The 13,330-nt window shown below is 36.9% G+C and carries 11 protein-coding genes and 2 tRNA genes; 7 read left to right on the top strand and 6 right to left on the bottom strand.

The genetic code is table 11. From position 1 onward, the window contains the following. The first annotated feature begins 81 nt into the window (after positions 1-81). From ACEYX7_RS00250 to ACEYX7_RS00240, 3 genes are all read left to right on the top strand, one after another. Entirely contained in the window at positions 82-1,986 is a 1,905-nt protein-coding gene (locus ACEYX7_RS00250; RefSeq protein ID WP_374802286.1) for a M48 family metalloprotease, read from the top strand. A 119-nt stretch (positions 1,987-2,105) separates the two neighbouring features. Further along, positions 2,106-2,179 (top strand) — tRNA-Trp (locus ACEYX7_RS00245). Between the two features lie 27 nt (positions 2,180-2,206). Then, a tRNA-Trp gene (locus ACEYX7_RS00240) sits at positions 2,207-2,280 on the top strand. Positions 2,281-2,441: 161 nt separating this feature from the next. On the opposite strand, the gene trmB is transcribed toward ACEYX7_RS00240, so the two are convergent. Both trmB and ACEYX7_RS00230 read right to left on the bottom strand, forming a co-directional pair. Next, entirely contained in the window at positions 2,442-3,140 is a 699-nt protein-coding gene (trmB, locus tag ACEYX7_RS00235) for a tRNA (guanosine(46)-N7)-methyltransferase TrmB (protein WP_374802288.1), read from the bottom strand. Between the two features lie 160 nt (positions 3,141-3,300). Further along, positions 3,301-3,750: a septal ring lytic transglycosylase RlpA family protein gene (locus ACEYX7_RS00230; RefSeq protein ID WP_374802290.1), complete on the bottom strand. Its 450-nt coding sequence runs from the start codon at positions 3,748-3,750 to the stop codon at positions 3,301-3,303. A gap of 596 nt (positions 3,751-4,346) precedes the next feature. Between ACEYX7_RS00230 and ACEYX7_RS00225 the strand changes: the two genes are divergently transcribed. Continuing rightward, positions 4,347-5,168 carry a DUF4198 domain-containing protein gene (locus ACEYX7_RS00225; protein ID WP_374802292.1) on the top strand — a complete coding sequence of 274 codons (822 nt, stop codon included), beginning with the start codon at positions 4,347-4,349 and terminating at the stop codon, positions 5,166-5,168. Positions 5,169-5,252: 84 nt separating this feature from the next. Here ACEYX7_RS00225 and rlmKL read toward each other — a convergent pair whose 3' ends face one another. Together rlmKL and ACEYX7_RS00215 are read right to left on the bottom strand one after the other, a co-directional pair. Further along, positions 5,253-7,439 (bottom strand): bifunctional 23S rRNA (guanine(2069)-N(7))-methyltransferase RlmK/23S rRNA (guanine(2445)-N(2))-methyltransferase RlmL, encoded by a 2,187-nt coding sequence (gene rlmKL, locus ACEYX7_RS00220; RefSeq protein ID WP_374802294.1) that lies wholly within the window; start codon positions 7,437-7,439, stop codon positions 5,253-5,255. A gap of 73 nt (positions 7,440-7,512) precedes the next feature. After that, entirely contained in the window at positions 7,513-8,508 is a 996-nt protein-coding gene (locus tag ACEYX7_RS00215; RefSeq protein WP_374900073.1) for a YheT family hydrolase, read from the bottom strand. Positions 8,509-9,212: 704 nt separating this feature from the next. On the opposite strand from ACEYX7_RS00215, the gene ACEYX7_RS00210 reads away from it, so the two are divergent. The 3 genes from ACEYX7_RS00210 to epmA all read left to right on the top strand — a co-directional run bounded on the left by ACEYX7_RS00210 (position 9,213) and on the right by epmA (position 11,780). Next, a complete protein-coding gene (locus ACEYX7_RS00210; protein ID WP_374900080.1) occupies positions 9,213-10,271 on the top strand; it encodes a 4-phosphoerythronate dehydrogenase in 1,059 nt (352 codons plus the stop codon). Further along, a complete protein-coding gene (locus ACEYX7_RS00205; RefSeq protein ID WP_374900071.1) occupies positions 10,255-10,695 on the top strand; it encodes a hypothetical protein in 441 nt (146 codons plus the stop codon). Before ACEYX7_RS00210 ends, ACEYX7_RS00205 begins: the two co-directional genes overlap by 17 nt. Before the next feature lie 107 nt (positions 10,696-10,802). Next, on the top strand, positions 10,803-11,780 hold the full coding sequence (gene epmA, locus ACEYX7_RS00200) for an EF-P lysine aminoacylase EpmA (RefSeq protein WP_374802303.1): 978 nt from the start codon (positions 10,803-10,805) through the stop codon (positions 11,778-11,780). Between the two features lie 30 nt (positions 11,781-11,810). On the opposite strand, the gene ACEYX7_RS00195 is transcribed toward epmA, so the two are convergent. Then, positions 11,811-12,554, bottom strand: coding sequence for a hypothetical protein (locus tag ACEYX7_RS00195; protein WP_374802305.1), 744 nt, complete (start codon positions 12,552-12,554; stop codon positions 11,811-11,813). Positions 12,555-12,694: 140 nt separating this feature from the next. Further along, the gene (gene coq7, locus ACEYX7_RS00190) at positions 12,695-13,330 is read right to left on the bottom strand and encodes a 2-polyprenyl-3-methyl-6-methoxy-1,4-benzoquinone monooxygenase (protein ID WP_374802307.1); all 636 of its coding nucleotides are present in this window, start codon (positions 13,328-13,330) and stop codon (positions 12,695-12,697) included.

The following is a 13,330-nucleotide window of genomic DNA, read 5'->3' as shown; positions in this document are numbered from 1 at the left end:
AATAATATGCTACGTTTGTTTTTAAAATTGACGTTACTATTAAGTCTGAGTATATTTATTTATACGCTATATGGTCTTTTTTTGATTGGGATTGTTCTTTACTATTTTTCTTATACACAAGATGTTTTATGGCATAGTTCAAGCCCGTTTATTGTTATTGCTATTTTAATTTCTCTGATTGCTGCATCGACATATCGTGATTCGAGATATAGTTCTAATGGAGAAAATATTGCGAAATATTACAAAGCGACCAAAATTTTTGCCCATCATGATATTGGATTAGCAGAAAGTGTCACTTTAGATATTAATAAAACCGTCGCTAGTCAATTTTCTGTAGCACCTGTCAATATTTATATTTTATATAAAGAGCAGGGCATTAACGCTTTTAGTGTTGGCTTTCAACATTTTGATGCTAGTATTATCATTTCATGGGGTGCAATACAAAATCTCACTGCATTAGAATTTAAAGCATTATTGACTCATGAATATAGTCGTATTGTAAAAAAAGATTATCGTGTAAATACTTATTTGGACATTGCTTGTTACGGATTCTCGGCTTTACATCGCTTAGGGAATTATATTGCTATTTTTGCATATCGTATTAAAAGTCAAAAAAGATTTCGTAGTTTAGAAGTCATATGTTGGTTGCTTGCTTATTTGTTTTGGTTGTTTGGTAGTCCTGGATTATTATTAACACGGATGATTAAATATAGCTTATTTAAAAATTACCGTAAGAGATATGATTTATTGACTGCACAGCATATTAATGTGCAATATTTAATTTATACTTTAGCACGTATTGATATCCATCCTTATCAAAGCTTTTTGTATCGTATTGATGGTGAGTCTATTGCACATTATTGCTTTGCAAATCCTTTAGGTCGTTTAAGTTGGTTCAGTTGTGTACATACTCCGAAAACGAGAAGAGAATATTTAAAACAGACTTTTATTGAAAAAGGGATTGAGCTCGTTATAGATAGCCGTAAACAATATCAAAATAATTCTTATTATAATATTAAGCAGCAGCGATTAAAACAACATAATCTGTCGGAAATGGAATATTTTTATTTAAAGCCAAAATTATTAAGTGATTATCGTCTTTTATATGCAGGTGTGCCTTTTCTTTCACATCATTCTCAAACACCTAAACAGAAATATTATCAACAAGGAAATAAATCACTTGATCAAAGAGATGATTTAATATCTCATGCACATCATGATGATATTCAAGATAATATCAAAGCTTTAAGCTCGGAAGTACGTAAAAAGATGGTACATTCAGAGCTGATCCATTTTGCAAGTGCAACGATTACAGGCTGTAAAGAGATTATTTTGGCAGTGATTTTTTTAAGGCAAAACCAATTCAAACATGAGCAAACACAATATGCGATAGATTTAAGTCATATGCTTTTGGATGCATTGATGGCGATGGATAAACGTGTACATTTTATGTTGGTATTCCAAAGTCTAACCGCCATTGATAAAATTCCAAAGATTGCAAAAGTACCGTTATTACAGAAAATTGCAAAACTTATTCATCACAAACAGATTAATTTCTTAGATTTTTTATTATTAGAGCGTATTTATCATTATCCACAAATTAAACAAGGTTATCCCGTTGCATGGATACAAGCTAAATCTTCAATGATTAATATTGTACAGCAACTATTAAAGCTATCTCATATTGAACCATATGAAAAGCTCTCTATACAAAGTAATATTTGTCAGCGTTTATCATTATCCATAGCTGACTTCGAGCAAATAGATGACTCTAAAAACCTAGCCAAAGATTTGACAGTGTTATCTGGCTTATTATTACGTGAACGTTTGTATTTTTTAAGTATTATCGAAGATGAGATTTGGCAAAATCGCATGGTGATCCAAGATGAGCTGGATGCAATGGATTTATTGTATTGGCGTATGGGCTTAGATAGCCAAGAAATGCAAAAAAGATTGCTTAAACACAATCGCTTGATTATTGTATAAGGTTTAAAAGCCAAGATATATTCGCTATTGCACAAATTAGATGCAAAAAAAAGAAAAAGACCTTGTATTCTGTGGAGATGATTGTTAAGATACGCATCGTTAATCGCTAACACAATAATAGAGGGTTGGTGTAATGGTAGCATGTCGGTCTCCAAAACCGTTGGTCAAGGTTCGAGTCCTTGATTCTCTGCCAATTTGTGTAAAGTGTTGATTAACAGTTAGAGGATTGGTGTAATGGTAGCATGACGGTCTCCAAAACCGTTCGTCAAGGTTCGAATCCTTGATCCTCTGCCACTTTATAAATTAAGAAAGCTATTTGAAATTTATTTTTCTCTATTTTTATTCCTTCCAGTTTATTCTATTCGCCAAAAGCTTTATTTTCCTCAGGTCATCAAAAAAATACAGCACAAATCTCATTTATGCTGCATCTTCAATACTTTTATTTTATCAAAATCTTAGCTGATTTTTTCGAAAATAAAATCACTAATATTATGTCCTGCATCCAAGCCACGTTGCTCAAACTTGGTTAGCGGTCGCCATTCAGGACGTGGATACGTGTTACCTTTACCTGCCAAATTATTTAAACGTGGACGCTGTTCCAATACATCAAGCATCCAGTCAGCATAAGGTTGCCAGTCAGTTGCAGCATGAAAACGACCACCCACTTTTAATTTGTCTTCTACCAACGCCATACGTTCAGGCACAACAAAACGGCGTTTAAAGTGACGTTTTTTCTGCCATGGATCTGGGAAATAAAGTTGTAACGTATCGATGCTGTTGTCAGGCATATTTTTAAGCAATTGAATTGCATCCGCATCGACCACACGCAAATTAGTCAAGCCCAATTCACCCGCTTCATGTACACATTGGGCAATACCAGGAATATGCACTTCAATCCCGAAAAAATTACGATCAGGATTGGCTTGTGCCATTTTGACCAATGAGCTTCCCATACCAAAGCCGATTTCAATGGTTAAAGGTTGTTCAGGATTGCTAAAATATTGACGCACATCAGCAAACTGCAATTGCGTATCAACAATCATGTCAGCATGTTGTTCAATCGCAAGACGTTGTGAGGTGTTCAGTGGGGCAGAGCGACGCATAAAGGTCACGATTTCACGCTGATGTGAAACATTTTGAATATTTTCAGACATAAAATAAAAATTGAGATGAGTATTAAAAATCGATGCTATTTTAAAGACAAATTATAATAAAGGCAATTTTTACAATCATTCTTTGCGTGCTTGTATGATATTGCACTGGATATAAAAAAATTAAAGCACTGCCAATAAGCAATGCTTTGGTTTGACAAAATTATTTATTCAAAACTTCTAGTTTGACTTGGCAGAGATTGCAGTTAATCATCTGATTCGCCTTGCGTGATAAGTCGATAACACGACCTTTAGAAAACGGTCCACGGTCATTGATACGCACATTTACGCTTTGGTTATTACGCAGGTTAGTGACACGCACCAATGTACCAAAAGGTAGAGTGCGGTGTGCTGCGGTTAATTCGTTCATGTTGTAGCGTTCGCCATTTGCAGTCAATCTGCCATGGAAACGACCGCCATACCAGCTCGCTGTACCACCACGATGTGGTCTAGCTGTTTTATCGCTGTCGTCAGCCTTTGCACTAACACCTGCAATATTTGCGGTTTTAGCTTTGGCTGTGCTATGGGTTGAATGGCTTTTTGCAGTCGCTGTGGTGCTTAAGCTTAAAGCACAAGCAACAGTTGCAAAAGTAACGTATACTGATTTTTTCATCCGATATTCCTCGTAGTGCTATGGTTAAGTACAAATTTAAAATCGGTAGTGGGAGAAAACGTACTGATTTGTCGGCTTGTGAACGCACTATCTGTCTTCAAGATGTGGCTATGGTAGTGAGAGAAAATGAGTTTGTACAGCATACAAGAATATAAATGATAATCATTATTATTTAAAATGTGTAGAAAATGGTGGTTTTATCTCATCAAGCCATGCATTTATTTGGATATAAAAATCAGAACATAGTAAAATGTGAACCATGCATAATTAAATAAATAGCTTAAAATCATTTACTTATAAGAGTAACTTAAAAAAATAAGCAAAAAATGAGCATAAATTCACAAAAATTAAATTTTTAAATTTGACAAAATTGATGATTAATGCATCATTTTACAAAAAGATACAATAAAGTCGATATTTTTAGCTTTATTTTTATGCAATGCATCTTGCTTTTGGATATTTTTCTATCTGTATAGACACTATTTTTTCAGTTTTCCTATGCTCTCAAAGGCGTTTAGTGATAATTTACAACAAGTAAATGTTATGATATAATGTTGCAAATTTTTTAGATTGCTTTGTAGGAAAAGTTATGAAAATTGCAAAAAAAACTGGCTATCAATATTTTGGCTTTGTCGTTATTGAGTCAAGCTCCATTTGCTGTGGCACATGAGGTTTGGGTTGAGCCTGAACATACGCATGGCGGTGAGATTTTGAAAGCCAATTTGGGCTATGGAGATTTCCCAGAATTAAAACCGATTGCCGCTGATCGTCAGCATATTTTTAAAAAACCATTACAGTTGGTGACAGCCCAAGGCACTGAAGACCTTATTGCTGTAAAAGGTGGTCAAAATTATCAATTCCAAACGCAAAAAGCGGTAGAGAATGGTAGCTATTTATTGCTTGCAGAATATAGCCCAACATTTTGGTCAGAGAATAAAGACGGTTGGAAACAAGTCGATATGACGGCTATGCCTGATGCCAAATATTGCGAACAGACCCAAATGTACGGCAAAAATGTGGTGAATGTCGGTCATCATGCCAATAGCAAAGATATCGTGACTAAACCAGTTGGGCAAGGGCTCGAAATTGTCCCAATGGATAATCCTGCCAATGCTCGTGTTGGTGAGCCATTTGGGTTAAAAGTATTGTTTAACGGTGAGCCACTTGCCAATGAAATAGTCGTAGCGACTTTTGAAGGCTTTGTGAAAAAAGATCCGAATGATAAAGTGCATAAACTCGAACCACAAGCATTTTCAGACACCACGCGTAGTGATGGGACAGTCAAACTTTATCCATTACGCCAAGGCTTTTGGAAAGTGCGTGTGGTGCATAAGTCAGATTTTCCAAATCCGCAACAATGCCAAAAGTTAGCCAGCTATGCGACTTTGAGTTTTGTGATTGGTAAAGCAGCACATTGATTTTATTCGTTTTAAATTATTGATGTAAAATAAAAATCGCTGTCCTAAAACAGCGATTTTTTTATCATTTTTCCATTTTAAACATTAATCAATATAATGCTTAATTCGCCACGCACGATGGATTTTTTGATTACGTTTAAAATCTTGTCCAATCGTCCAATGGGTGATTTCTTCAATATCAAATAAGCCCAATAATTCTTCGTCCAACTCAAAACCACGGAAATTATTAGAAAAATACAAAGTCCCATCACCGCTTAAACGGTTCATGGCACGTTTAATCAAAGATAAATGGTCACGCTGTACATCAAATGTACCGTAAAACTTTTTGGAATTTGAAAAAGTCGGTGGGTCGATAAAGATTAAGTCATATTGTTCATGACCTTCTTTTAACCATTCAAAACAATCCGCAGTAAAGAATAAATGCTGTTCATCGCTATGATCGACGGTCAAACCATTTAATACAAAGTTTTCTTTAGACCAATTGATATAAGTATTAGACAAATCCACACTGGTGGTACTGGCTGCACCGCCTAGTGCGGCATGCACACTGGCAGATGAAGTATAACTATATAAATTTAAAAAGTGCTTGCCTTTGGCTTCTTTGGCAATCTGCAAACGAATTTGGCGATGGTCTAAAAACAAACCCGTATCCAGATAATCGGTCAAATTCACCAAGAATTTTGCTTGCCCTTCACGCATGATAAAGCGTTTGCTGGCTTGGCTTTGTTTTTCATATTGCTGTGTGCCGGTCTGTCTTGCACGTGTTTTGATAAACACATCTTCACGTCTTGCACCAGTCACCGCACGCACCGCAGCTAATGCTGCATTAAAACGTTTTTTGGCTTTTTCCGCATCAATTTTTTTCGGCGGGGCATATTCTTGCACATGGAATTTATCGCCATACAAATCCACCACCAAATTATAATCAGGCAAATCAGCATCATATAATCGCAAGCAATAAATTTGATTTTGCACCGCCCATTTTTTCAAAGCATGCATATTTTTTTGCAAACGGTTGGCAAAATCTTGGGCTTCTTCCAATTCAACCGTTTGATTATGCCAATTTTGTAAAAATGGCACATTATTATGCAATGCTTTGATTTCACCAAAACGCACATAAATCGGCAAATTACCATTCATCAAACGCAAAGTTTGCGGATGATTTAATGCCAAAATATCGGCTTGTTCAATATGGGCGGCAATAATCGCTGTCGGCTGTCCGCTAAATTGTTCTTGTAATAATAAGGACAAACCTTGATAAAAGGCACGATTAGATTGTTTATCGCCCAAACGCTCGCCATACGGTGGGTTGGTCACGATAAAGGCATGTTGTGCTAATTCTTCATCAAAATTGCCCCAATCACCCAACACACGCTCTTCGATGAAGATTTTATCCAAAACTTTTTCAAAACCTGCGGCAATGATATTTTGTCGAGTGGCTTTTACTGCATCCCAATCGGCATCAAAAGCGTAAAAGGTCGGTAACTCTTGTTCCAAAGCGGCATAATGTTTTTCCACCGCTTGTTTTTTCACACTTTGCCATAATTCATGATTATGTCCATGCCAACCATTAAAACCAAAACGACGCACCATACCTGGAGCACGGTCAGTTAAAATCATCAACGCTTCGATAATAAACGTACCCGAACCACACATCGGATCTAAAATCATTTTTGGCTTAAGCTGTTTTAATTTGGCTTTTTGTAAAATCGCTGCGGCTAAGTTTTCTTTAATCGGGGCATCGGTCATATAACGACGGTAACCACGTTTATGCAAACTGTCACCTGATAAATCTAAACAGAAATGATGCTGATGTTTGCCTGCCAAAACGTATAAAGTAATTTCAGGTTGCTTGATGTCAATGCTCGGACGACGCCCAACATTTTCCATAAAATTATCCACTACGCCATCTTTGACACGCAAAGTAGCAAATTGGGTATTGACCTTGATTTCACGTTCGGTATGCAAACGAATGGCAAAGGTACTTTGTGGGGCAAAAATCAACGACCAATCAAAATTCACCGCTGCATCGTACAGCTCTTCTGCCACATCACGTACATCACGAATATCTTCAATATCATGTTGAAAAATTGGCAATAACACACGCGATGCCAAACGTGACCACATACAGATTTGATAAGCGGTTTCGAGCGTACCTTGGATAATCAAACGTCCTGCTTTACGCTCGACAATCTTTGCCCCGAGTTCTTCAATCTCGTCTTGTAATAATTGTTCTAAACCATCAGCACAAGTGACCCAGTAATTTTGCATAGCTGTCATACATCAAAAAATCAATAAAAATAAGCACAAGTATAGCCTATTTTACGCCATAGCTATAGCTTTATTATGATGATTTGATGGCATTAAAATAACGAAAAATCGTTTGTGGTAACCAATCGGTATTTAGACGTTTATTTTGGTATTGCATAAAGCCAACATGTCCACCATTTGGGCTATATAGTAGCTGTACATATTCTGAGACATCTTGGGCTTGGGCGATTTTTCCTAAAAAAGGATCATCAATCGCAGTAATCACCAAAGTTGGCTTGCGAATATTTTTCATCACAGGCAACGCTGATGCTTTGAGATAATAATCTTTGCCTGTGCCATAGCCATGACGTGGTGCAGTATATAAATCATCAAAAATATCAAGGGTTTTGGCTTGTTTTAATTGTGCCAAGACTTGCGGATCATCAATTTTCTGTAACGCTTTGACCAATAATGGCTTGAGCAAATAAGGGGTATAAATTCGTTTTGCCACAAAACGATGCATGGCTTTTGCCGATGTGGTCAAATCTACTGGCGCGGACACCACGACGGCAGCTTTACATAATACATCGTCTTGGTATTCGCCCATATAGCGTGCCAACATATTGCCACCCAATGACACACCTGCTGCATAGACATCTTGATATTGTTGTTTAAGCTGTTGTAAAACATGGTGTAATTCTTTGGTATCACCTGCATTGTAGTCAAATGGACTTGGATTTGCCACGCCACCACAGCCACGATAATGCACAATCACCGCATCCCAACCTTGAGCATTAGCTTCATTAACAAAACACTTGGCATAATGGCTGTCACTATCGCCTTCTAAACCATGAAACATCACCGCCAAAGGACGTTGTAATGATTGTTCCAGACTTGGCTGTGTACCATCTGCATAGACAAAATCATAGGCGACTTGGGCAAGACCTGTGCTATCTGCTTTTAGAATACGTTGGTAATGCGGTTGTTTTTGTTTGATAAATTTGGGTAAGATGGTTTGAATATGTGGGTTTTTGATTAAAAAATGCGTTTGGAACGGTTGAAGATGGACTGTACGATGATGATTTGACATGGAAGTGATAACGCTAAAGGCAATTTTATTGCATAGTAGCCAAAATCTAGTATCACTGCAATGACAAAAAATGTAAGCTGAATGAAGCTAGATATCTTGAATAGATATTGTACTTATTTGAATATTGCTGGATAATAAGCGGAATAGGTCGAGAGGCTTATTTTTCACTCTATAGTTATGAGCCGTGTAGGCGACTTAGAAACATTGACTTAACAGACTGAGTAAGTGTATAATATGAGCCGTGTAGGCGACTTAGAAAATGATGTAATCCACCTAACCAAGAGGATAACTGTTATGAGCAGACTTAGAAACACTATTGAGGCTATCTACGATGATTATAAAGTGGATAGAGACCCTGCAACAGCTTATGTATTTAGCGTGAGAGGTGTATGATGTTCGCATTCATTGTATTAGTCTGGTTAGGTGTGTATGCGTGGATTCTTAAACTGCTTGACAAGGATTAAATTTACGCACGTAATCGAAAATTTATAAAATATTTGTTGTAAAGTAAATGGATTTAGTGTATAATAAACCGCATTTAATCCATAAGGAACGACCGATGAAAGAGTTATGAGCCGTGTAGGTGATTTTTAATAGTTGTAAATGTTTTATTCAGTGGAAAATAATTTGAGCCAAAACTGGAATTGCATTACACTCAATGTGTTTAAATATTGCTATTGAGTCACATCATGAAAAATACAAACATGAAAATTTTAGTTGATGAAAACCTTGCTGAAAGTGAATATTTTTTTTCCGACTTTGGTGAAATCATCAGTAAAGCAGGGCGAAAAATTACTGCTGATGATGTACAAGACATTGATGCATTATTGGTGCGTTCGGTGACACAAGTCGATGAAAAATTATTAAAAAATAGTCCAGTCAAATTTGTCGGTAGTGCCACCATTGGTACAGACCATCTTGATATCAATTATTTACAAAATCAAAATATTACATGGGCGAATGCCGCAGGCTGTAATGCTCAAGCGGTGGCAGAATATGTCATCACTGCCTTATATCACGTCAAGCCTGAATGTTTGGAAAAAGATTTTAGCTTAGGCATTGTGGGATTGGGTAATGTCGGCAAGCGTTTGGTTAGATTAGCCCAACAATTGGGTTGGCAAGTCAAAGGCTATGATCCATTTGTACAATGTGCCGATGTGCAACAAGTCGATTTTGCTGATGTTTTACAGTGTGATGCGGTGTCGATTCATACGCCATTGACCACAGTGGGCGATTATCCGACGTATCATATGTTTGATGCAAAAGCTTTTGCACAGATGCCAAAAGATACCATTTTAATCAATTCTGCGCGTGGGGCGGTGGTAAGTGAACAGGCGTTATTAGCCGATATTGCCCGTACTGGTCGCACGGTGGTTTTGGATGTATTTGAACATGAACCGCAAATTTCCCAAGCGGTATTGGATGCGGTAAAAATCGTCACGCCACATATTGCAGGTTATAGCTTGGAGGGGAAATTGCGTGGTGCGGCGATGATTTATCAAGCATTTTGTGAGCATTTTGGCTTTGAAGTGACAAAAGATATTAACTCATTGATGCCGAAATGTGATGTTTTATTTGATGCAAAGCAAGATATCAAAGCACAGCTTAAACAGCATCTAAAGGCGATTTATCCGATTGGGCGTGATGATGCCGAATTGCGAGCGTGCCTAAAAAATGGCGTGATTGTCGGCGATGATTTTGACCGATTACGCAAAAATTATCCGCTAAGACGGGAATGGGATGCTTATGGCTTTTATGAGTAAAAAAATCATGATTAAGCCTTGGTTTGTGGGTAATACAATTCTAAGTTTGATTTGTTGGTTAGGTGTTTCACCGCTTTTTTTACTTGGGAATAAAGATATAACAACATCGCAATGGTTTAGTGCTATTGGGACTGCTTATGTTTTTATATTTACATTTAATTTGTTACCAACTTATTTATCAAATTATTTTATTTTACCGAAATTTGAAAATACAAAGAGCATAGAAGATTATTTTAAAATCCTATTTCAAATATTCATGATTTATTTTTCTTATATGATTATTTTTGGTACAGTTTTGAATTTGTATTTTGAACATGAATTTATAGAGGCAGTGTGTTTAGCAGTTTTAGTAGGGTTATTTTATGGTGGTTTATCAGCCATATTTTTAATTTTATTTTTGATATTTATTTACAGAAAAAAGTAAAATGATTGCAGAATGAACAAATTTTTAAAAAACGCAAAATTAGCACAAGTATCTGTAGGATATAAAATATGTTAATATGATTTTTTTCAATATTTTAGGGTTGAATGATGCCAATATCTACAACATCTTCATGGCAACCAACTTGCACCATGCAAGCTTTACAGGCTCGAGCCAAATTATACCAACAGTTACGGCAATTTTTTGCCGAACGTGATGTACTCGAAGTGGAAACACCGCTTTTATCGCAATCCGCGACCACCGATGTACATTTAGCATCGATTTCTGCACAGCGTTATGTAGGTGGACAGTTACGCACGGATTATTTACATACATCGCCTGAATTTGCCATGAAACGACTTTTGGCAAGCGGTAGTGGTGCGATTTATCAAATTTGTAAAGTTTTTCGCAATGATGAACATGGACGTAAACACAACAGCGAATTTACTATGTTGGAATGGTATCGCCCAGATTTTAGTCTTGATGATTTAATGAGCGAAGTAAAAAAACTGCTACAACTTACTGTTAATGCTGATATTTTTATTGAGAAAAAAAGTTATAAACAGGTCTTTCAACAGTTTTTGGGGATAAATCCACTGACTGCTGACGCTGCCACACTAAAGCAAAAAGCCATCGAACATGATTTGGACATTGATTTGGGTGATGATCGTCTAGCATATATGGATTTGTTGTTTTCACATATTATTGAGCCGACTTTGGGCTTTGATGGTGCAGTATTTTTGACCGATTTTCCACCTGAATTGGCATCACTTGCCAAGATTCATGATGACCAAGATGGTGAGCAAGTCGCATCACGTTTTGAGTTATATATCAATGGCTTAGAATTAGCTAATGCCTATGATGAACTGGTTGATAGCGATACTTTACAAAAAAGATTTTTGCAAGACAATGCTGAACGTGAGCGATTAGGCTTAGCGGTGATGCCGTTAGATATTCGACTATTGCTTGCTTTGCCGAATATGCCTGCTTGTTCGGGGATTGCCTTGGGTATGGACCGCTTATTGATGGTGATTACAGGGGCAAAAGAATTAAGTGAAGTCATTAGTTTCCCTGCAGAAATGGCTTGATATTCAAGCCATTTTAATGTGAATGTTAGCTTATTGATTTAATATTTTGAGCATTTTATTTTTACGATATTGCCAAGCCCAATTTTTAGTAATAGGTAAAAATCTATACATGCTTAACAGTGTACCTTTATAACTAAATCGATAACTATTATCAGCTAAAATTTCTCCAGTCGTCCAACCTTGCTTAATCAGATTTTCACATATACGCTGAGTAATATGATTAATCACTTGAGCATAATCTTCTAGTGGTGATGCAGGTATAGCGTGCGTATGAATTTTTAGTTTTGTCGCAAGTTGTTTTTGAATGCTGATTAACTCTGACAGTGAAAGATTTTTCTCAAGGTAAAATGCAGGAAAATCCGAAAAATATGGAAAAGCTCCCGATTGTCCAGCATTATTGACATTTATCCATGTACCATCTTGATAACGCTCGGTCAATTCGATATAACACATTTTTAATGGCTGTACTTGATTGCTTAAATAAGTAATATTGGCTGCTAATGTTGGATAAGATGGATTTAAATAAATGGCAATATAGTTGTCATTTTTATTCATATCAGCAAAATAAGCCTGTTGCAAGCGAAAACCATTTTCCAATAGTTCATTATGGTAGTGTGTTGTTAAATGCTTTGTATCAGACAAGAATTTATCTGTATCAATCTTTTGTAATGGAATAGTATAAGGTATAAAATTGCCTACACGATATAAAAACCATGCCAATAGCATATATAATAAGATAGGCAATAAGATAATGTTAGCGAGAATAATATACATGATTTCTATTCCTTGACTGATGTATTGATTAAAGCAAATTTAAAAATAACTGCTTAAACATTTTAAAATGATTTAAATGGTCATTCACTCCTCCTCAATCCTCCCCTAAGGGGAGGAAGTTTAATATAAATCAAAACCAATTAAACATAATAACTGGTCTTGGTCATGGTTTTAGAAATTGCCCCCATCATGACACGTACAGGCAATGGCAATTCCACACCGCCTGCCGCCAGTGCTGCATCACGATGCTCTAGTTCATCAGTATTCATCTGCTCCAATATCGCTTTTGAGCGTAAGTCTTGTTCAGGCAAGCGTGAAATATGGTCGAGTAAATGCTTGCTGACTTGCTTTTCTGTTTCCGCCACAAAGCCTAAACTGTATTTATCACCGGCAATACCCGCACACGCCCCCATAGTAAAGGATAAACCATACCAAACCGGGTTGAGTAAACTTGGCGAACTGTTCAACTCTTTAAGGCGAGTTTCGCACCATGCCAAGTGGTCTTGTTCTTCTTCGGCAGCGTGTTGCATTTCATTGCGTACACTTGGTAGTTTCGCGGTCAAAGCTTGACCATGATATAGTGCTTGGGCACAGACTTCACCACTGTGATTCACTCGCATCAAGCCTGCTACATGACGTGCTTCGTTGATGCTTAGCTCAGCGTTCAGGTCTTGAGCTGGGTTTTCACGATGGGCTTGGGTGGCTTCAGGTACAAGACTACGTAAAGCTTGGTCAAAAGATTGGATAAATTTGTCTACACCAGTGAACTGACGCAT

This window comes from Hubeiibacter jixunmingi (genome assembly GCF_041928215.1).
GTDB lineage: Bacteria > Pseudomonadota > Gammaproteobacteria > Pseudomonadales > Moraxellaceae > Acinetobacter.
Note: the sequence above shows the minus strand (reverse complement) of the source record. Positions and strands in the feature narration are given on the sequence as shown.